This is a genomic window from Evansella sp. AB-rgal1 (assembly GCF_041820985.1).
Classification (GTDB): domain Bacteria; phylum Bacillota; class Bacilli; order Bacillales; family Salisediminibacteriaceae; genus Evansella.
Genome location: NZ_JBGUAU010000043.1, coordinates 1 through 21,820 on the forward strand (window position 1 = coordinate 1; position 21,820 = coordinate 21,820).

Below are 21,820 nucleotides of genomic sequence, written 5' to 3' on the forward strand. Positions count from 1 at the left end.
GGTATTTTATTGTATAATTCAGAGTGAAAGCTTATTTGCTTTGACTTTGGTTGAAGCAAGGGTAAAACCCCCTTATGGTTTGTGTTTGGTCGTACTTACATTATACCATTTCCGGGGGGGTTATTTGTGGTTAAAACCCTATTATATCATGGGTTTAATCACCTTTTTTGTGTTTTCATAGACTCAACTAGATTGTAATAACTTGAAATAACTTCTCATTTTAAAGAAGATGTTATTCAAAATCCAGTTTTTATACCCTGCATAGTATTTTGTAGTGACTTTTTCACTGGTCTCGAACCGTCCCCGTTGATCCATATTAGACTAGTTTTGACATTCATCGAATCCCGCCCCATCGTGTCGACAATTTTAGTTATATTTTACCATAATACCCGCTTACAATTTCAAAAACTAAACTGGAAATTTTCATAACCATAGGCATAGTAGTGAAGTCTAGAAAAAAGTGCCTTACCCTCATTTACATAACGCACCAGAAAGCACTCGTAATTCACGAGGTTGTTTATTTTACAAAAAAGTTTTAGGACAATGTATTTATTTTCGTAAGATACGTATACAATAGAAAGGAACATACGTTCTAATTCTTAAGTGTTTTGAGGGTGATCATATGGAACTTGGAACATGTAATAATTGCGGAAGAACAGGAAGAAAAGCCAATTTAAAACCAGTTGCTGGTAACAACCTTTGCCCCGACTGCTATAAAAATATCAACTTGGGTTTTATGTATTGGTATCGAAGAGGAACTTATAGAGTTGTTAAATTAATGGACTTTACAAACGGTGCTATCGTGGATATTCCGGAGGATAAAATGAACGACGTTGAAGCTTATAGAGAGTTTCTCGAAAAGAAGAAAGACAAAGTCTTTAGCCCTGCGTATGAGTATAAAAACAAAAAGTAATTTAGAGTATTTCATCTACCAAAATGACGCTTAACCCCAGTGCGATAAAGTATTAACGTACTGGGGGTCAGGCACTTTCATTTTGGGATCATTTGTTACTACATAGCTCCACTTTCCCAGGTACATCACCTCTTCACTTTATTACCTACTATTCTGTGTGATCATCCTTATAAGAGTTGCATTTTTTTAAAGGTTCCAACCACCCAATAAATTTACTTCCATCAATATCAGTCAACTTCAATAATTTATCATTGTTGTAACACCATACTCGGTAACTAACGTGCGATGCGATAATTCTTCTAACCATATTTTTTCTTTTAATTTGATTAACCCATACTCATTTTGATAAGTACGACTTCCAATATTGATTGTGATGTGCTTTGGATTTTCTAAGACATTTCGAATAGCTTCCTGATACCATTGTTGTACAGGGATTCTATATAATTCAAGAACATCTCCTACTTCCATATACTTTTCTATATAAGTCCAGAAATCTTTGTTGCCCAATCCCCTTGCTTCATATAAATATGGCATCCTCATAATTTGTTGAGCTATCTTTATCCAATATGTATCTAAATCAGTAACAAAAAAACTCAAGCCATTTTCAAATAAGCCTATATTTTCTCCAATTTCCTTCGGTATAATAAAGGGCTTTGTTGAGGCTAAAAACTGAATTTCAGACAAAGGTTCCACTTCCTTCATTATCAAATATTTAATATCCTCGTTATTCTGCTAAACTACTCTTATAGCTCAAAAAAAAGTAGCTGAGTGTTCTACAGAAAAAAAGTGCCAAATCCTCGATTCGTTAAACATTTCCACATCGCATAATGGCACTTGTCTTAATTTTTTCATTGATTAGTATCTTTGTACTGCGTAGCAAAGTACTGACTCACTGCACTCAGTATGCTTGTTAATATAAAAGGAACTTAAATATACAAATACAAATAGTACAAAATCTTGCATAACTTAATCTCTTTTTGCTGTTTTTTGTTTAAGTAAGCCCTTGGAGGAATTAAATCAGTTCTGATATAAACATCGGTGTGGTTCCCTCTTCTGATTTAAATCCCAACTTCTCGTAGAACTCAACTACGTTTGGATAAGCCATCAACACTTTTGTTTGGTATCCCTTATATCTATTAAGCATCATATCCATCATTTCTTTACCAACTCCTTTTCCCTGGTAGCTAGGATTTACTAACATGTAATGAAAATAGGCTGTTAGTGCACCATCAGACAATGCATTAATTAATCCAATAAGTTTATCTCCATCCCACGCAGTAATAACAGAATGAGAGCCTTTTATTGCTTTTAATAGTTCACTTGGAAACTTTCCAGACTCCCATTCTACCGAAAGAAACAATTCATGAAGACCTTCATGTGTAATATTTTCTATATCTGTTTTGTAGTAAATATCCATTTATAAACCTTCTTTCAAATTTGATATGTTGTTTAACTAACCAATTAGACAACAAGGCTAGGCGTTCCTTTTTAAAGCAATGTTACCCAGATATTAATAATTAAATAAACTCTTTAAATTCATTCCTTTTAATTGCGTTCCATTCTCTCTGAATAATGCTAAAGTATACATCATCTCTACTTACTCCTGATGTATCAATATAATTGGCTCTAAAAACTCCTTCTTTTGTTGCTCCCAACTTTTTAATTGATTTTTGTGAACGAATATTTCTAATATCAGCACTAAATTGTACTCTTCTAAAATCCATAATTTCAAATGCATATTTTAATAGTTTAAATTTACAGGCTTTATTTAATCCAGTTCCTCTATATGGCTTACCGTACCAAGTCCATCCAATTTCCAGACGCTTATTATTAAACTGAATATTTCCGAACCTTGTTGAACCAGCAATTTCATTGGTTCTTTTATCAATGACTAAAAAAGGATATGAATAGCCCAACATTCTTTTATTAACAGTTTCTTCTATGTACTTATCGAGTTCTTCATCATTTTTACACTCTATTGTATAGTAAACCTCTTTATCATAAATGATATTTTCTAACTGCTTTCTGTATTTTTCTTTAAATGGAATTAACTTTACAAGATGATTTTCTAGGATTATACGTTTGTTATAAAATTCATTTTTCACTTTTAACATTTCCCCTTAACATTTCATTGTTAATATATATTAACAATAATTCTATATGGTATATTGTAGTAAATACATAATAATTTTAAGGTTTTTTCGATAATTACTTTCATATAAATATTAATTATATGCTTATACTTAAGTTTTTAATGTTAAGGAGGAACTATCATGGACGAAATTGATTATAGTATTATTAGTCAACTTCAAGAAAACGCTCGAATATCAATGACCGAACTGGGAAAGAAGATTGGACTTTCCACTCCTGCAACAAATGAAAGAGTAAAAAAACTAGAAGATAAAGAAGTTATAAGAGGGTATAGGGCTATCATTAATCCTGAAAAACTCAATAAGAATGTAACAGCATTTATTTTATTTGACACAAAACAAGGAAAAAAATTCAGAGACTTTTGCAAAGACCATCCAATAGTAGTAGAATGCCATCGCTTAGCAGGGCAGTATAGTTATTTAGTAAAAGTCGTAACGGAATCAGTGAAAATACTTGAAGAATTTATTGATGCTACTTTAGCTTATGGAGAACCGTCTACCTTAATTAAATTATCTTCTGTTGTGGAATATAAACCATTTATTAAAGGCCTTATTGCAGGGCCATAAGGGCCATAGGGACAGGTTCCTTGGCCCACACATGAAAGCATGGGCGCTGTCTCCTGCTTCCTTTACTGGGACAAAATAAATAGTGTTCGACAGAAAAAAAGTGCCAAATCCTCGATTCTTAAACATTTCCGCATCGCAAAGTGGCACTTGTCTTAATTTTTTTATTGAATAGTAGACTACGCAATACATTGTTGTTGCGCTTAATCAACATTATCGTGCTAAATAAAAGGAAGCTTTAGAGATATAAGGGGATAATACCATCTAGATTTTATTCGAGATCATAACATTAACAATTTGTTCCCAAATTGATAGAAGTACGTCCTCATCTTCATGAAGAATACAATGTACAAGAAAACCTATAATTATGATATCGAACATATATAGCCACTCTATATCAACTTGAAATATTTCCTTTAGGTCCCTTGAAATGGTATTCTCCTCAATAATTTGCTTTCGCATTTCTTGAAACTGCTTTTTATAGTTTTCATCCTGAAAACACTTTGATATCCATAAAAACATAATCGCATGTTCTGGAGACTTTTTCTTAGACGTTTTAATTAGGTAACGCCCGAATAGGTTGATATTTTCTTTAAATGACCGTTCCTTACAATATGAGAATTCAAAAAGGTTATGATTTAAGGAATAGAAGAATGTTTCTTTCATCAAGTTATCAATATTCGAAAAATAGTAATAAAAGGACCCTTTACTACTTTCTGCCTTTTCAATAACCTTATTGATAGTTAATTTTTCAAGACCATGTTCCATAATTAGATCAATTGTTGCTTGAATGAGCTTTAGCTTTGTCTGATTACTATACATTATTGCCCCCTTTTTCATTAACACTTTCAAAATATGATTTTAGATCTACCTTACCATGGGATTTAGCAACAACGTCATGAGTCATCATATAAAACAAAAACAGAAACAAATTGTATTGCTTTTTATTGATAATCCTTAAAAACGGTAAACTGGTTTTAACTAACCATTCAGGAATTGTAGTGATTTTTTCCTTTTGACTTACTACCTTAAAAGCTAATTCAGCCATCTCACGATAAGTGTAAACATCTGCTCCTCCTACCTCGAGGATTGAGTTTTCTTTTGCAAATGCAGAAACACAAACATTAGCAAGATCAGCTCCATGAATAGGGTTCATTTTGTTTGAACCATTACCAAATAAAAACACTCTTCCTTTTCGAGCCATAGTTAGAAATTCAGTTATATCAGAGTAATAGCCTGTTGGGTTGATAATAATATGATGAATAGAACTATGCTTCAGTTCATTTACAAATCTCTGCTTTGCCTTAATTAAAGTAGAGGGACATTCATCAGCTCCATGTACATTAATATACATAAAGCGCTGGACCTTACTTCGTTCTGCTTCTCTCAACAAATTAAGATTCCCATAAAAGTCTACATCCATGAATGTTAATTTGTCCTTTTGCTTTGTTATGCCTACTGAAGAAAAAACGAAATCAACATCTAAGCATACACCTTTAATCGTTTGTGACCTAGTAACATCCCCAATAACAATATCATCAACAAAATCATAGATAGAGGGAGAAGAATAGGCACCCTCTTGATTTAACTTATCTTGCGATCTCACCAATACTTTGACATGATAACCTTGTTGTTTTAATGCTTTTACAACATATCGTCCAAGGTAACCGGTAGCACCAGCAACTAATACTCGCTCCATTACTTATCTACTTCATTCCATAGACTATATGGTCTAATGTCATTTTAGACCATATAGTCTAAAATGACAATAATAAGAATGTTCATTTTTTATTTACCTATAAATAAATGCCTGACCCCCAGTGCAGTAAAGTATTAACGCACTGGGGGTCAGGCACTTCTATTCTTTATTCCGTAAGTATTCTTCAAATCTATAAAAACTTCCTGTTTATATAATGGATAGCTCCGGTAATCAAAAGCAGCAAGGAGATAACCGAATAAAGGCGCCCCAAGGGATATCTCTGAATTATAAGCTCTCCCCTTTTCCCTGAAAGCTTCTACCCTCTCTTCAAGTTTCCATATCCATTGAATAATAAAGCTCATTCAGCAGACCAGACACCTCTTCCGGCCGGTCCTCTGCATACTTCAATAAATCTCCTGTATTACTCCAGTGAACAAAGCTCCCAGCTGGAGGATTTTCTTTTTGAAGCATTTTAACTACATCCACCACAGTAAATTCGTTTATCTCCTGGCCTTTCAAAAACTCATTAAGCCTCGATAAAATTTCAACCTTATAAGCCTCATCATATTTATCAGCATTCTTAAAATCTAAGTATCTTTTAAACGCTGTATCTATGTAGTTATCTTTAGCAACAAATGTTCTCATATCTTCTAATTGCATACAAATTCCCTCCGGAGATTTATTCATTATTTAAGCAACACAATATAATATAAAAAGTCTTAACTATACTAAATTTCGACAAAGTTAGTGTAATCTTCTTTTGTTTTAATGTTTTTTGGTAGTATCTGCCAATAATAATACAAACCACAGTAGACTGCCTTTTCTTCAAGAAAGATGCAGGCTACTGTGGTTGTTTTTGTAGATCTTAATCCAGAAGAGATTCTGGGAAAACAATAGAAGTGTTTATAAATTATGTGATTGGGGATTAGCAATCTGCAAGCAGTGTTCGGTTCCATCCCCCCACTATTCCCCAAATAGGGTAAATCGTATATTCCCAACACTATCCAATACGAAAGAAATAACATAAACCTTCATTTCCCTATTTTAAAACATATAAAAAAAGCCTTCACATAAGAAAGTGATGGCTAGGTTAACTACTTATAACATAATGATGAAAACTCATTAACTTTATCGCTTGCAATGAAGAATCGCGACGCCAATTCTTAATTTTAAGTGCACTGTCACCACCCGTATTGGTTTCGGCTCATGAATGGTATCAAATCCAACACTCATTCCATCTGTTATACCCTCTCTCATGAGTTCCAGCAATTTTCATAGTTTCATTAACCTCACAGTAAGATTTTCTTTTTAATTTCCTTTGTCAGCAATTGCTTCTCTTCTTCACATATTCCGCTTGCACTTAATTTTCTCGCAGCTACCACTACCATCCAGGAATCCATGTCAGTCAACGGTAGATTTCCTCGCTTTTTAAACTCTTCCATAAAACTGATGACTAGCTTCTCCCTAATGGAATGAAAGACCCTCACGGCAGTTTCAGGAATATCTAGAGGTAATACAGCGTATCTCAACATTAGAATATATTCCGCTATGTCTGCTTCTGGATTTCCTATGGAAGCTTCCATCCAGTCAATGATTACCGGTTTCCCATCACAAATAATGATGTTTCCCGGGTTGGGATCCCCATGACAGAGTTGAAACTTTTCGGGAATTTTATCCAATAGATCAATGACATACTGTTTCTCCTCTGACGACAAATAGTTTCCTCCATGAAGAATGGAGTACTTTAAGATACTCCTTTGAGAAGGCAGACCCGATATTGGTGTAGCGTGTATTTGTGATAAAACATGGGCAGTTATGCTTAAACTATTTTGATCTGTGTTTTCTAAGTTTAATTCACCTACTAATTTTGTAAAAGTCTTGATGAACTTGGTATATAAAGACTCCCCCTCCACTTTTTCAAATATTATTCCTGAACGATTATTCCATTCTACAATTTGATAAGGTTTCGGAACCTTTAACCCGGCTTCCCATGCGAGGCAACTATTTTGATATTCCCTCTCCATACTTGAATGACTTGTGTTGGGTTTAGCCAGTTTGATGATTTTATTCTTCTCCAACTCAAATACTTCCGAACAGCCTCCATCGCCGATTTTCTTCCCCAGTTTCATCACCATTCTCACTCTCCTTTGTTCCGTTCTGTACTTTCACTCAACAACAACCCATCATACATCTTCCTTACCATTTCCGTAGCTTCTTCAATGTCCAAATCCAAGGTCTTTGTGTTAATCATTGTACCTAGTCCAATTAAATAAATAGTTAGGTTTAAAACTATCTCCCGGAGTTTGGCTTCATCAATCCTTTTTAAACGACTGCTCTGACGTAAATATTCCATTGCAATGGCTTCTCCAATGAATTTTTCCTCAAGGGGAGAATACGTTTTCAGACCAGAAAGATAGATCGTCCTAAAAAGATGTTTCTCTGTTTTGGCGAAACACAGCATCCCAATTGCAAGGTCTAGCGCACTGGAGTTATGGTCACTTTTATATTCACTAACCTGCTTTCGTTGAAAATCAAGAGCCTGCTGATACGTTTCACTCTTGATTTCATCCATATTCTCAAAAAGACTGTAAATTGGCTGTGTCGAGCAATTGATTTTTTTTGCAATATTTCTTGCTGTTACTACTTCCAATCCTTGTACCCTTGTTAACTCGAATGCAGCACGAATAATCATTTCTTTCGTTATCTCCGCTTTTGGGGGCATACAAACAACTCCTTTTTATAACATACGTTATATAACGTATGTTATTATAGATGCAATCAATAGTCAATTGAGATTTTTCTAAGTACGATTCCACAGACTTGTACAAATCTTCGCTCTATGAAAATATGGTATTTTGGGGGCAGAGGAATCTCTAGCCTAAAAAATAGGATAAGAGACTTAAGCAGTGGGGACGGTTCTCCTGCTTCCTATCCTCTTTCCAAAATTGATAAAAGCGCCTGTCACCAAATCTGGGCACCTAAACTCCTCTTGTATTTTCTTTTCTTTCTTCAGCACTTTCATGACTATTCCATTCTCTTCTAACAATAAAAGAAAATAATAATATATACTTTCTATAAATTATAAATGGGAGGTATTCATGTGCTAAAGAAATCTTTCTTTTTATTCGTTTTGTTTCTATTAGCTGCATCGTCTGTGTTTGCTAGTTCAAACTTCATAAAGTCTAGTATTCCTGCAGAAGTGGTTGAGGAAAATAACGCAAATTATCATCTTCAGTACAGTATTTTTGTGGAAAATGTGCAAGGAGGAGAGATATACCGTCAAGATCCAGATGGTTCCATCACTCCATTAGGGAATGTTGTTGTTCCTACAGACAGTACCTACCAGGCTGCAGATGGATTTTGGGCTGCCCAGTTCTCCCGTGCCATCGATGGCAACGCTGGTAATGTAACGGCAACCGCGGTAAATGCTATGCACCTACGTGTTGCTCCTGATGATTACTATGATCCAGAACAAGCACAGTTAGGTAGAGATGCTGTTTGGAAACCACGTCTCATTTCTCTTTTACCAAATCGGGAATACTTTAAAGCTGGTAATGGGCCACATCCTGGTAGAATCGCTACTGATATACCAGGTGGGGAAGGTTTATTCGGAGGAATGTCCTCTGCCTACGTTGGCTCTCCTGTGAAATACTTAAACGATGAGGGCGAATGGGTGACCATTGATGAATTCTATTATCAAAACGATGTTGCCTCCGCTCCAGAAAACTTAAAGATTGAAGTTTATAAACCAAGTACAGACAACGGAACTGCCTCCCACATTATTTTTGAAAATGAGGTTGGAGGAGACATATCCTTACATTATGCTAATGGTTTCTCGAAGCCAATCGCTACTGTTTTGCAACGAGTAGAAGGTACTGGTCGCTTCGGTGGATCTGAATATGCAGAGGCTGGCTATGTTAGAGCTAATCATGGAGGGGTATTAGATCTTTCTGTCTCCCCATATGCTGGATTTACGTGGGATATTGAATTAATGGGTGGTTTCCAAATCGTTCCTGCTAACCATGTCATCTATTCTAGATATTTCCTTGACCTAAATTATCTAGACCGTCCTCAGTATATGATCGTAGGACATTCTGGTGCAACACCAGATAGACTCTACGATCCAACCTATTTTGATGAAAATGGATTAGCATATGATCCACATTACGAAGCAGTGGCACCTTTATTTAGTAATTATATTAAACCAAAGCTTGTTACGAACCATGATAAAATACCAAATAAACCCAATAAAGGTGCAATCCCTATAAAACCAGTGAAGGGTCAATCTACTCATTTCCAATTCTCCTTTGACGGTGGAAATACATGGGTAGATCCAGAACCAACGACAGGAACACATAATGATAACCTAGTGGATGTTACTCATATCAAGCTAAAATTAAACTATTAATTTACTAATGCTAAAAGCCTGCGTTGAGAGATCATCATCGCAGGCTTTTAGCAAAGTAGCATCTGCTGAAAAAATTGAAGGAGGCGGACCATGTACTCTTCCCAATCAATAAAGGAAAAAGTAGGACAATTATTTATTATTTCAGTTCCTAATGATGAATTAGATCAGTCATTAAAACTAGCAATATCTAACTACCATATTGGTGGTGTCATTCTTTTTCAAAGAAATCTTCGTGATTTTTCAAAGGTTATTACTTTAATTCAAGATATTCAGTTATATGCAAAGGAAATCGGGAGACCTCCCCTTTGGATTTCTATTGACCAAGAAGGAGGTGGAATTTCCTATTTGTGGGATGGAATGGCCGTGTCTCCTGGGAACATGCTCCTAGGTGCAACAAATAAACCTCAAAACGCTTATGACGCCCACTATCAAATGGGATATCAATTAAGAAAAATTGGATTTAATCTAGATTTCAGTCCTGTTCTAGATATTAATAATAATCCAAAGAACCCTGTTATTGGATCCCGTTCCTTTGGAGAAACAAAAGACCTGGTTACTGAAATGGGGATTGAAGCCATAAAGGGCCTTCACGATGCGGGGATCATGGCTTGTGGAAAACATTACCCTGGTCATGGCGATACAGAATTAGACTCCCATTTGAGCCTCCCTACTATTAACAAAACTGTAACAGAACTAGAGGAATTTGAGCTCGTTCCTTTTCAGGAAGCCATGAAGCATGGATTAGAAGCAATCATGACTGCGCATATTATTTATCCTCTGGTGGACCCTGATAAACCTGCAACACTTAGTAGAAAATTCCTGACAGGAATACTACGGAAACAATATGGTTACGATGGACTCATCATTACTGATTCAATGGAAATGGAAGCCATCTCTTATTTTTATGGAAAAGAGCAGGGAACTGTTATGGCATTGGAAGCCGGTGCCGATATGATCTTATCATGCGGGGAAACGTATGAGTCTCAATTTCTAATGATGGATGCTGTAGTAACAGCAGTAGAAAAAGGCGAATTAAAAACAGAAACAATCAATAATGCATATAAACGGATCTTACATTATAAGAGGAAATGGGTGAATCCAGATTATACTTCAACAAAAGAAGAAATCATCGCCCATTGCAATAATCCCCCGACTCACGATCTGATGGTGAAAATTGCATGCGAAGGAATAACTGTTGTTCAAGATGATAGAAAACTCCTTCCTATTTCATCTGACACATGTACAGTCATCTACCAGAGAACATTAAATGACGAAAATTACATGGGCGATCGAAAAAATCCATGCCCGACAATTTTTACAGAAGGAAACTACCAATTGAGAGAATTAAACAATGTGGAGCCTTGCACGGAAGAAAGTCATACTATTTATCATTCGCTAAAGAAAGATGAACAAGTACTTATATTTGTTAATGAACGTCGCGATGTAAAGGAAGAATGGAAAAAATTAATAGATTTATTATATGGGAAAACAAAGAATATCATCGTAATATCTTTATGGAATCCACAAATCATAAATGATATTGCATATAAAGACCTGACGTATATAGCTTGCTTTAGTAATACCTCTCACGTGATTCAAGGTGTGAAAAAGGTCATAGAAGGAAAAGTACCACCTAAAGGAAAGGCCCCTGTTACAATAGTAAACAAAGAGAGTCAGAAACGATGACTAGTTTATATTCATGGTTAGAATGGAATGCTAGAGTTTCTATACAAAACATGGTGGATCTCTGGAACGAAGCAATGTTCCACCATTTTCCACTTTCTAAAGAGTTATTTGAAAGGAATGTCTTTCATCCATTTTACTTGGATTTAGCCCGTTCCTGCCTAGTGATAGAGAATGGTAAATTGATTGGATTTACAGTTGCAAAGTCCGATACTCATAAAATCCTGAGTAACGATACGTGTCTTTGGATTTCCTGTATCGTTGTACATCCTGATTATCAACGGAAGGGAATTGGCACAAAAATGGTAAATCACACGTTAAGCACTGTACGTTGTAACGTGATAGTAGGATCTGATCCTCACCATTTTTTCCCTGGTATCCCTAGTGAGAATACTACTGCACAGCTTTTCTTTGAAAAACAAGGTTTCACTATCGAAGGAAAAGCATACGATCTTCGTTGTAATATTAGTAAATATAAGTACACCACGCTTCCCATGAAAGACGATTACCTGGTCCAAAGACTGCTTCCAAAGCACCAAGGAGAACTATTACAGCATTTAGAAGAGAACCACAGTACAAGGTGGTATAAAGAAACAAAATGGTCGATAAATTACGAAAAGGATATATTCTCTTTAGTTGGGCTTTTTCATAAGGGAAATCTCATTGGGTTCGCTCATGTTCATTCGAAAAATGATAGTTTTTGGATACCTAGCGTTTATTGGGGAAAATATCATAATCAAAACATCGGTGGCTTAGGGCCAGTGGGAATACACAAAGACTATCGTGGTGCTGGAGTTGGTAGCTTCTTTATGATGGAAATACTGAAGCTACTTCAAAGAGAAGGAGTCAACGAAATGGAAATTGATTGGACAATTCTTTTAGATTTTTATAAAAAATTTCACTTTGTTCCACACCGTAGTTATGTTCATGCAAAACGTACAAATAAATAAAGACATCCTCGAACTTTTTGACCACTCACTAAAGGGTGCCTCCAACATCCTGGAGTCACCCTTTAAAATAAACCAAATCAAACAGCATCACGCCATCACTATGACGATCTATCATCTCCATTGCCTCCGATAGTTTTGGCTCATTGTAATGCAGTAAATAAAGCCCTCCATATAATTCGCATGCACCATTCACCAATTCTTGTGCCCTTTTAATACTATCTTCCACTGTATTCACGACTAGGGGCATTCCTTCCGTTTCCTCGATTCTGTGTATCTGAGGATAATAACTACCAATAAATAAGCGGTCCACGATATCTGCAAGACTTGTAGAGCGATAGACCTCCTCTCCCGTTACCGGAGGAATTTCCTTTACATTGTGGGTCTTACTAGCCCAGTTAAGGCCCTCTTCATGTGAGGACTCGTACCATGCACCGGAATAAAGAGCTAACTTTGGAGAATTCATTTCTTTCAGGTTTCCCTTTACTTTTAGAATAAATTTCTTTATTCCCCCCGCCCGAAAACAAATCCACGGAGCGTACAATGGTCCTTCCACCCATCTTTGTAAGCTACCATCATAAAAAAGAATCTCTTCCGTTTGGACACACTCTGTTCTTCCTAAGAACTTTGCAAACATTTCTCTTGTATCTTGGCTAAAATCCGCATATCTATTAGGATAACGCGCCCTGTCAAGAACGATCCCATCCGGTTCATACTGCGCTACTTCCTTTATAACATGAAGCTCATACTCCTGAACTTCTCGGTTAGCTGGATTAACAAACAACGTTTTGGTATTTCCCTCCTCTCCTTCAAAGGAACTTCCTCCTGAAAAGGAATCTAAGTAAGTAACTTCACAAGCCCTTCTCTTTTCCCAATTATGATCTCTGTAATCCTTATGCCCTTCTGTAAAAACATCTAGTTTTACCCAAGTAAAAAATCCGTATTTCTTTCCTTTCCTTACTAATTCCTTTACAAGATCTCTTCCCTTCCAATCTACATAAGCTCCATTTGGAAAGGAAGATACGTGAGGACTCCACTTTGAGGGAAAGGTGGTATATCCATAAGGAATTTTTCCATCAATCACAATTTCATTTACTCCTCTATCCTTCGCCATCTGAAAAATACGGTGCTGTTTTTTCTCACAAAGGAGATTCTTCCAATTCGCCATAAAGTCCATCCATAAACAAACATTACTACTATATGTTAAGTCACTCTTCATAAATGTGCTCCGACTCTTCGTTTCTCTGATTTTAACGTTGTAAGCATTCCTCTCGGAGTCATACCCCAATATCTTCTGAAAACCTTTGTAAAATAACTGACATCCTTATAAGCTAGCTGTCTGGAAACATTCGAAATTTTTTCCCCTTTTTGCAGCATCGTCTTCGCCATCAGCATTTTTCTTTCCACTACATATTGTGAAAAGGACATGCCCTTCTCCTTACTAAATAACCGACTTAAATAAGAAGAGTTAACGTAAATATTTTCTGCAACATCTTTTAAAGAGATATCCTCATATATCCTTTCCTCCACAAGCACCATAACCTGCTGAACAAGTTTATTTTGCGGATGCCCCTCCTTTTCAATATGTTGAAGGACTTTCATACTAATCTCTTCAAATATCGTTAGCAATTCCTTGTGACTCGGGAGTTCCTTCCCATCTCCACTGTATAGTTCATGGTGAAAAAGAACGTCATGAACATACCAACCTCTTTTTTGGATAAAAGCGATGTACAAACTCATTAAATAGAAGTATTTCTCTTTTATGTCCATGTCAGATGAAAGATGTACGGAGGTATGGAGAATATAATTTCTTAATAATAATGAAACCCTTTCTATATCAAGAGATTCTAAGGATATTTCAAGATCTTTATCCAGCCTAGTTACCTTTATGTGCCGGTGATCATATAACAGATTCTCATTTTTTTCCTTCATTCTTTTCCTCCTTCATATCTAACTTTTTATGTTGATAATAAGAGGGACACTTTCTTTCTACTAGCATCATAGAAAATTCACCAGACTCTAGGTACCCTTTGACACCTTCACCCTAACCTCAAACGTCCTATTCCACGGAAGTTCACATACTGCCAATTTCCAGTGATTCTTATCCCCAGACTCCTCCGGGAGACAATCAACTATTTGTGAAAAATAAGGCTTTAACTGCTCCTGTACTTGTTGATTTACTTCCTTATATTTATCCTCTACATTTGTTCCATCTATATTGAAACGACTCGCTATATCCATATTTACTTTTCCACGAACGTTAGCTTGATAAGCCCACTCATCCATTAGTCTCTCCATCATAAAGGAATGATGGGCAACCGCTATCCCTTCTTTATTCTCCCCCTTCCATTGAGCCACAATGGAAATAATGGATTGAGCAATACATGTTCCCAGTGTGTTACCTGCCGTATTCCAACCAGCATAGGCGGTGAGGGAGAAAAAGATATTCTCTGTTAATAAAAATTGAACGAGCTCCATATCTGATGCGTTTGGAAAACTAATATCTGCTACGCTCACCTTTTTTCCCTTTTGAAGATCGTATTCCATTGATTCAATGAAAGAAAGCAAGTTATGCCGAGAGTTAAAATGTGCTTTTTCATCAGTAGGGTGATTTCCATCCTTCTCTCCACCAACAGGTGTGTTCACGTATAAGATAAGATCCGCCTCTGATGATTCCTCCACGACGATAGCCCCCGCCGCAGTAATATGACTAATAACGCTCTCTTCAACAGGACGATCCTCAAATTTTGCAACCATCAACTTCCCCGAGGTTGACGCGTATTTTGGATAGATTCTCACTTTCTCTCGTTGAAAAAACTGAACCATTCTAGCTAATAAGGTTTGAGTAGCTTCATCTGCTCCAGGATACACTAAAACCTTCCGTTGGATATTCATTTCGTACACTTTCTTCACAAGCTTTTTTTGCTCCATCAGATGCATACCAACCGCACTTGCATCCTCTTGAGTGATGGCTAAAAAGTCAAGCGTTCCTTCCGCTACCCAGTCAATCATCATGAGATTCATTTGATGATTTCTATTTCTAGCTTGTAAATATTCTTGGAGTACTTCAGAAGGTAATTCTTCCTCCAGAGCCTTCAACTCCCCTTCTACATCTCGGTCCTTTAAGCGATGGAAACGATCATATAGCTGGGAGTATCGAAACACTTTCTTCCAATAATGAGTGAAAACCTTATTTTTCGTCGTAATAGAAATACGCATTAGCACATTGACAGCATAGATAACTAAATGTGGGTTTTTCTCACGGACTTCTTTTACAACGTCGATTATCTTTACACATTCTTTCCATTTTCGTTCCATAATTCTAGATGGAATGAGGCCCCCATAGGCTAACTGATCAATGGACAGAATCATTCCGTCCACCTTAGGAGCAACCGCTCTTATCCAATTACTGATTTCAGCAGTATTTCCAAAGGATGTAAATCCTCCAAGAATTTCCTTAGGGGGCTGTATCACTTCAACAGCGCCCCATTTTCCAAAGCTTTCCGTAAAATCATAACAACACGGTCGATTATCCAATGGCAAGATTGCTAGTTTTTTCATCCTATCCTACCTTCCATTACTTATCAGAACTAACGTTAATGTTCATAAAGTATTTTTGAGCGAAAAGAAATACAATGATGATTGGAAGTGAAACCCAGACAGTGGCTGCCATTAGCGGACCCCAATCCGTCGTATATTGCGATGTTTGGAAACTTTGTAAACCTAGCTGAACTGGCATTAAATTTTGGTCATTGATCACAATGAGTGGCCAGAAGAAATCATCCCACATCATAGAAAATACAAAGACGACTAATGTAGCAGAGGCTGGCTTGATTAAAGGAAACATTACTCGCCAGAAGATGCCAAACTCTGAACAACCGTCGATTCGAGCTGCATCCTCCAAGCTTTTCGGTAAGGTTAAAAAGAACTGCCGCATGAGAAAGACACCAAATGGAAATAACAGTCTTGGTACTATTAATGCACTATACGTATTTAATAATCCTGTTCCTCCCCCCCACAAGCCATTCCCGCCAGTAAAAGGAAAATTAACTACGATTAAATACAACGGAATGAGCATTACTTCGAACGGAATCATCATAGACGCAAGTAATAATAGAAAAAGAAAGTTTCTCCCTGGAAACTCTAACCTAGCAAAAGCATATCCAGTCAAAGCACATAAGAACAGGGAACTAAAGGTGATCACACCAGCAACAAATGCTGTATTAAAGAAGAAACGCTCCCAAGGTGCCGCATTCCAAGCGGACACATAATGATCAAAAACAATTTCATTTGGAATGATCGTTGGTGGGTACGTAAACATTTCTGTATTTGGTTTAAAAGAAGTAACTAACATCCAAATGAAAGGCCAAAGCATGATGATAGCGATTGCTGACATGAGCAAGAATATCCACAAACTTGTAATCAACCGTTTTACTTCCCTATTATTTCTATACATGCTCTCCCCTCCTTATAGATCATAGTTAACCTTCTTTTGTGTGATGAACATGTTAATTAGCGTCAACACAAATATGATAAAGAATAGTACAAAGGCAATCGCAGCCGCATAGCCCATCTCATATCGCTCAAATCCATAAACAAATATTAAATACACGAGAGTAGTTGTGGATCCTACAGGGCCACCAGATGTCATAGCATAAATTTCTCCAAAGGTTTGGAATGTACTAATTGTGGCCATTACAAAGACAAAAAAAGTCGTAGGAGCTAACAGTGGCCATGTAATTTTCCAAAAGCTTTTCCAACCTCCAGCACCTTCTATGGAAGCTGCCTCATACAAGGTTTTTGGGATGGATTGAAGACCAGCTAAAAAGATAACCATATTCCATCCTACACCTTTCCATACCCGCATGAATGCTAGTGCTGGCAAAGCAAGATTCGGATCATTTAACCAGCTTTGTGGGTTAAATCCTAGTTGAATTAGGACATAATTGATTAGTCCATTGTTAGAATCATAAAGCCACATCCAGATCATCGATGCTGCGATAATGGAAGTGACAACTGGAACATAGTAGGCAGCTCGGAAAAAGTTCATTCCCTTCATTTTTCTGTTAACCAATAGTGCAAGGCACAAGGAGATTGATATATTTAAAGGAATAACCATTAATGCGTAATAGGTAGTGTTCCAAAGAGCTGTTCGAAACGAATTATCATTAACTAGTCTCGAATAATTACCAATGCCAACAAACTCTCCTGGAGTAAAAATGGTATAGCTCGTAAAGCTTAAATAAAATGCCCAAATGACTGGGATAAAAAGAAATATTACAAACAATAGGTAGGCCGGAGCAATAAATGTGTAACCTGCAAGAGCCCTCTTTCGTCTCTGAGTACTACCCCAAAAATCTTTATTTCTTTGAAAGTAACTCTTCTTTTTTGAAGAAGGAGAAGAGGGGGGCTTAACTTGAATATTTGGTTCATTATTTGTCATTTCGACATCCCCCTAAGAAATTAATTGTATAAGGCTCGAGGGTAACAGATGGCAGAAAAGTTCCGTACTAACGTTACCCTCAAGCACTCCTACTTAATTGCGATTTATTTCTTCATTGATTTCTTTCTCAGCATTTTCAACCGCTTCCTCTGGTGTCAGTTGACCATAAATTGCTTTCTCTACATTCGCTACCACAATATCTCGGATCGCTGTCCAACGCGGTACATTCGGATTTGCTTTACCATTGACTTTCGTTGTAAGCTCAACAAATTCTGCGAAAAGACGATCTTCCTGAACGAAATCTGCATCCGCTACATCTAGTCGAACTGGTAGGAATTTTAATTCTGATGCTACTTTTTCAATGTTATCTTTATCACCTATGAAAGACATTAGTTTCCACGCTGCATCCTTATGATCTGAATTTGCATTCATAAAGAAACCAGATGAACCCACAAGTGTTGTTGTTCCATCTAAACCTCTTGGAGGAGCTGTCACTCGAACATGCTCATATGCATCAGGAGTATACGTTTGTATTTGTTCAATTGCCCATACTCCATCAAAAGTAAAGGCTACCTCACCAGTACCAAGTGGATGCTGATCACCTTGACCACCCATACCAGCAATAGGAGTTAACTCTCTATCAAAAAATCCTTTATAGAACTCAATCGCTTTGATAGCCTCTTCTGAATTGATAGCCGCTTCTGTATAATCCTCACTTAATATGTCTCCACCATTAGACCATAGGAAGGCACTCCAAATTTGCTGTAGATCATTCCCCTCTGTAGGAAGATTGGTTGCAGCTCTAACAAAACGAGATCCATCTTTTTCAACAAAAGCTTCACTTATCTCTAGAAGCTCATCTAACGTTTCAGGCACCTCGACTCCCGCTTCTCGGAATATATCTTCTCTGTAAAACATCATTCGGTTCGCACCTTGAATTGGTATAACGTAATAATCTCCCTCTACAGATCCTGCCTCTAAATAACCAGGATTGAACTCTGAAAAATCTGCCCAGTCATCAAAATAAGCATTTAAAGGTTCGATCTGGTTACCAGCTGCGAATCCAGCTGCTGCCGCGGCTCCATGCATAAATACATCTGGGCCCACTCCACCAGCTAACGAGGTACTAAGCTTTTGATCTAATTCACCCCAAGGTTCAAATTGAATATTAGCTTTAATTCCTTCTGACTCATGTTGTTCATTAAAATCATCAATGATCGCTCGGAAAGTATCTTGAATTTGATTACTATTTCCCGCTACCCAAATCGTTAGCTCTGTCTCTCCATCACCAGAAGAATTCTGATCACCACAAGCTGTAACAACAGCTATCATGAATATTATTAGTAAGCTAGCTATCCATTTCTTCACTGTTCCATCCCCCTTTGATTTTCCTGCAAACAATGGCATAAGCTACAATCAACTTCCACGCTAATTCAACTGCTCATCTATCCCCCTTTCATGTTTTTCTAATTAATTAATTGACCAATGGCTCGTTCCTTCGCTATGGCAAGACAACCATATAGGCCAACATACTCTACTTCCTCAGAAACCTTCATTTCAATAGGAAAAGGATAGATTCGATATACTTCATTCTTAATTTTTGGAAATAAATAATTGGATAATGTCATTAATTCTCCACCAATTACTACAAGCTGTGGATTAAAAAGAGCCGAAACATTCGAAATCATGACTGCTATGTGTTTTGACATATTATCTATACAAGTGTGAATATACGGATCACCCTTTGAAAGTAAATCAGAAATATACTCTAAAAACTTCTCATCATCCTCTATTTGGACCGAGTTAGAGCTAATTGGTCTACTAATCAACACTTCTTTTCTTAAAGACTCTAAAGAAAGTATCGTTTCATAGTACTGAAGATTCTGACTCTTTATTGAAGATGACATTAATGCTACCTCTCCAGCACCTCCAAAAGATCCTTTGTAAAGTTCCCCACGAATGATGAGCCCTGATCCAAGCCCTCTTCCAATGCTAATAAAAACCATATTTTCTGTTTGTTCATATTTCTTTAAACTTTGATACTCTGCTAAGGTAGCCAAGTTAATGTCGTTTTCAAGTACAACAGGAACATTTAATCTCTCTTGAAGAACGAGAGCGGGGTTCACATCCTGCCAATTTATTTGATCAAGGTCTAGGCGAATATGTCTATGATTCATGAGTATTCCAGGGGAAGCGATGGCAATAGCAAGGATAGATGTTAGTTCCACTTCTTCCCTCTTCAAAACCATGTGAATATGCTCCTCAATCATCGTTATCAAATCATGACCTACTACATGTTTTGTTCTTTCTCCCTTTGTAATTCTCTCCGGTTTCCCTGACAAATCACTAAGGGCACTAACGATTCTCCCTTTACTAAGATCGATACCTAAAATGTAACCATACTTAAAATTAAACTGGAGCATAATAGGTTTTCTTCCAGCCGCAGATTTTCCTAATCCTCTTTCATGCAAGATACCTGAGCGGAGTAATGGCTCTACATTGGTAGAAATACTTGGCGCACTAATGTTTAAGCTCTTTGCAAGATCAGCCCTGGAAATTTGCTTATTCTTTATTATTTCTTCTAGTATTAAATTCTGATTATGAATTCTTACTAAGCTTTGGTCTCCTCCTTTTTTCAGCATCTTTAACTCCCCTCAATTTCATTTTCTGATAAATAGCATCCTTGCTTGCGAAGTGAATGCTGCAATTGTTTAATAGATATTTGACGGGGGAGCTTATCCTCTTTCACAGCCAATGCGGAAGCAGTCCCTGCAGCCTGACCTACAAGCATAGCAGTTGGAGTTACCCTTGCAGAAGCCAGTGCCTCATGTGTAGCAGATAAACATCTCCCAGCCACCAATAAGTTTTGAACACTTTTATTCAAAATAGATCGATACGGAATATCATAAATAGTTCCCGGTTTCATATGGACAACATTTAATTCATCACCGTCAGGAGAATGAATATCGATTGGATAGGAACCTAGTGCGATGACATCGTCGAACTTTTTTCCAGTTACCACATCTTCCCCTGTGAGAACATACTCCCCTATAACTCTTCTAGACTCTCTAACGCCAATTTGTGTACCACAGTTGATTAACAGTGCTTCTTCAAATCCAGGAACATTATTTTGAAGGAACTCCACAACCTCCATCACCTGTTTTCTCGCTATCACTTCTGCCTTACTTAACGCTTGACCATCTGTGGCATCATGACGAATAACCCTTGTCATATTCACGGATACTTCGCCTTCTGTTGGAAGCTCGAAAAGTAGCACCCTGTCCCGGTCAACGGTAAACTTGCCAGCTTCTTTCGCCTTTTTTACAAGACTGAAAAATCCAGAAACAGCTACCATCGGAACAGTCTCCCAGTTCTCAGCCAAAACAAAATCCTCTGGGTTCTTCCTCATGTATTCTCTTATCATTTCAGTATTAACGCGCCCCAAACGAAACATCATACTCATAGGTTGAGCCAGCCCATCCTTCGCTCTCCCTTTCTCAAAAGGTACACCTGCCATCGCCACAACATCACCGTCACCTGTACAATCAATAAACGTCTTAGCCCTTGCCTTAAAGTGACCAGATTTATTAAATAAGTGAAGCGCTTTCAAAGTTTTTTCTTCCAATTCCACTCCGGTAACTACGGTATGAAGTTGTAACTTTACTCCGCTTTCTTCTGCTAATTCTTGATAAATATATTTTAATTTTTCTACATCCACTGGAGTGATTGTTGGAACGAAACCAATCATATCTTTTACATGACCTGGTGTACCTCCAATTTCCTTTAATCTTTGGATGACTTCCTCCCCAATCCCTTTCGCAATTTGTTTTTCACCAGCATGAAAGGTTTGTAGTGGACCTACTAATGCATTCGTCGCCATTCCCCCAAGAAACCCATACTTTTCTACAAGGAGAGTTTTTACACCCATTCTAGCGGAAGCGATGGCAGCTGTAATCCCCGAAGGACCCCCACCAGCAACTACGACATCAAATTGTTCCTCTAGTGCCAATTAC

General features: G+C 37.2%; 21 protein-coding genes. 5 read left to right on the forward strand and 16 right to left on the reverse strand.

Annotated elements, in window-relative coordinates; genetic code table 11:
• Nucleotides 1-622 precede the first annotated feature (622 nt).
• Complete coding sequence (locus tag ACERII_RS23700) at nt 623-913, forward strand: hypothetical protein (protein WP_373645461.1); 291 nt, start codon at nt 623-625, stop codon at nt 911-913.
• Nucleotides 914-1,150: 237 nt separating this feature from the next.
• Here ACERII_RS23700 and ACERII_RS23705 read toward each other — a convergent pair whose 3' ends face one another.
• From ACERII_RS23705 to ACERII_RS23715, 3 genes are all read right to left on the reverse strand, one after another.
• Nucleotides 1,151-1,621 (reverse strand): hypothetical protein, encoded by a 471-nt coding sequence (locus tag ACERII_RS23705; RefSeq protein WP_373645462.1) that lies wholly within the window; start codon nt 1,619-1,621, stop codon nt 1,151-1,153.
• 304 nt (nt 1,622-1,925) lie between these two features.
• On the reverse strand, nt 1,926-2,330 hold the full coding sequence (locus tag ACERII_RS23710; RefSeq protein WP_373645463.1) for a GNAT family N-acetyltransferase: 405 nt from the start codon (nt 2,328-2,330) through the stop codon (nt 1,926-1,928).
• Nucleotides 2,331-2,430: 100 nt separating this feature from the next.
• Entirely contained in the window at nt 2,431-3,018 is a 588-nt protein-coding gene (locus ACERII_RS23715) for a GNAT family N-acetyltransferase (RefSeq protein WP_373645464.1), read from the reverse strand.
• A gap of 168 nt (nt 3,019-3,186) precedes the next feature.
• On the opposite strand from ACERII_RS23715, the gene ACERII_RS23720 reads away from it, so the two are divergent.
• Nucleotides 3,187-3,630 carry an Lrp/AsnC family transcriptional regulator gene (locus tag ACERII_RS23720; protein WP_373645465.1) on the forward strand — a complete coding sequence of 148 codons (444 nt, stop codon included), beginning with the start codon at nt 3,187-3,189 and terminating at the stop codon, nt 3,628-3,630.
• A 261-nt stretch (nt 3,631-3,891) separates the two neighbouring features.
• Here ACERII_RS23720 and ACERII_RS23725 read toward each other — a convergent pair whose 3' ends face one another.
• The 5 genes from ACERII_RS23725 to ACERII_RS23745 all read right to left on the reverse strand — a co-directional run bounded on the left by ACERII_RS23725 (nt 3,892) and on the right by ACERII_RS23745 (nt 8,048).
• Complete coding sequence (locus ACERII_RS23725) at nt 3,892-4,449, reverse strand: TetR/AcrR family transcriptional regulator (RefSeq protein WP_373645466.1); 558 nt, start codon at nt 4,447-4,449, stop codon at nt 3,892-3,894.
• Entirely contained in the window at nt 4,442-5,326 is an 885-nt protein-coding gene (locus ACERII_RS23730; RefSeq protein WP_373645467.1) for an SDR family oxidoreductase, read from the reverse strand. Before ACERII_RS23730 ends, ACERII_RS23725 begins: the two co-directional genes overlap by 8 nt.
• 327 nt (nt 5,327-5,653) lie before the next feature.
• A complete protein-coding gene (locus ACERII_RS23735) occupies nt 5,654-5,986 on the reverse strand; it encodes a hypothetical protein (RefSeq protein ID WP_373645468.1) in 333 nt (110 codons plus the stop codon).
• A 629-nt stretch (nt 5,987-6,615) separates the two neighbouring features.
• The gene (locus ACERII_RS23740) at nt 6,616-7,461 is read right to left on the reverse strand and encodes a phosphotransferase (RefSeq protein ID WP_373645469.1); all 846 of its coding nucleotides are present in this window, start codon (nt 7,459-7,461) and stop codon (nt 6,616-6,618) included.
• A gap of 2 nt (nt 7,462-7,463) precedes the next feature.
• Nucleotides 7,464-8,048 (reverse strand): TetR/AcrR family transcriptional regulator, encoded by a 585-nt coding sequence (locus ACERII_RS23745; protein ID WP_373645470.1) that lies wholly within the window; start codon nt 8,046-8,048, stop codon nt 7,464-7,466.
• Nucleotides 8,049-8,426: 378 nt separating this feature from the next.
• Between ACERII_RS23745 and ACERII_RS23750 the strand changes: the two genes are divergently transcribed.
• From ACERII_RS23750 to ACERII_RS23760, 3 genes are all read left to right on the forward strand, one after another.
• Entirely contained in the window at nt 8,427-9,734 is a 1,308-nt protein-coding gene (locus tag ACERII_RS23750; protein WP_373645471.1) for a hypothetical protein, read from the forward strand.
• A gap of 90 nt (nt 9,735-9,824) precedes the next feature.
• Nucleotides 9,825-11,420, forward strand: coding sequence for a beta-N-acetylhexosaminidase (gene nagZ / locus ACERII_RS23755; protein WP_373645472.1), 1,596 nt, complete (start codon nt 9,825-9,827; stop codon nt 11,418-11,420).
• Nucleotides 11,417-12,367, forward strand: a complete 951-nt coding sequence (locus tag ACERII_RS23760; RefSeq protein WP_373645473.1) for a GNAT family N-acetyltransferase — start codon at nt 11,417-11,419, stop codon at nt 12,365-12,367. The genes nagZ and ACERII_RS23760 overlap by 4 nt, the downstream gene beginning before the upstream one ends.
• A 55-nt stretch (nt 12,368-12,422) precedes the next feature.
• Here the strand turns inward: ACERII_RS23760 and ACERII_RS23765 are convergent, their stop codons facing one another.
• The 8 genes from ACERII_RS23765 to ACERII_RS23800 form a co-directional block, all read right to left on the reverse strand.
• A complete protein-coding gene (locus ACERII_RS23765; RefSeq protein WP_373645474.1) occupies nt 12,423-13,583 on the reverse strand; it encodes an alpha amylase family protein in 1,161 nt (386 codons plus the stop codon).
• Nucleotides 13,580-14,296 carry a helix-turn-helix transcriptional regulator gene (locus tag ACERII_RS23770; RefSeq protein ID WP_373645475.1) on the reverse strand — a complete coding sequence of 239 codons (717 nt, stop codon included), beginning with the start codon at nt 14,294-14,296 and terminating at the stop codon, nt 13,580-13,582. The genes ACERII_RS23765 and ACERII_RS23770 overlap by 4 nt, the downstream gene beginning before the upstream one ends.
• Nucleotides 14,297-14,383: 87 nt before the next feature.
• A complete protein-coding gene (locus ACERII_RS23775; protein ID WP_373645476.1) occupies nt 14,384-15,925 on the reverse strand; it encodes a DUF4127 family protein in 1,542 nt (513 codons plus the stop codon).
• 16 nt (nt 15,926-15,941) lie between these two features.
• Complete coding sequence (locus ACERII_RS23780; protein WP_373645477.1) at nt 15,942-16,820, reverse strand: carbohydrate ABC transporter permease; 879 nt, start codon at nt 16,818-16,820, stop codon at nt 15,942-15,944.
• Nucleotides 16,821-16,832: 12 nt separating this feature from the next.
• The gene (locus ACERII_RS23785; protein ID WP_373645478.1) at nt 16,833-17,807 is read right to left on the reverse strand and encodes a carbohydrate ABC transporter permease; all 975 of its coding nucleotides are present in this window, start codon (nt 17,805-17,807) and stop codon (nt 16,833-16,835) included.
• Nucleotides 17,808-17,900: 93 nt separating this feature from the next.
• A complete protein-coding gene (locus ACERII_RS23790) occupies nt 17,901-19,175 on the reverse strand; it encodes an ABC transporter substrate-binding protein (RefSeq protein ID WP_373645479.1) in 1,275 nt (424 codons plus the stop codon).
• Nucleotides 19,176-19,273: 98 nt separating this feature from the next.
• Nucleotides 19,274-20,449 (reverse strand): ROK family transcriptional regulator, encoded by a 1,176-nt coding sequence (locus tag ACERII_RS23795; protein ID WP_373645480.1) that lies wholly within the window; start codon nt 20,447-20,449, stop codon nt 19,274-19,276.
• A 2-nt stretch (nt 20,450-20,451) separates the two neighbouring features.
• Nucleotides 20,452-21,816 (reverse strand): FAD-dependent oxidoreductase, encoded by a 1,365-nt coding sequence (locus ACERII_RS23800; RefSeq protein ID WP_373645481.1) that lies wholly within the window; start codon nt 21,814-21,816, stop codon nt 20,452-20,454.
• Nucleotides 21,817-21,820 lie beyond the last annotated feature (4 nt).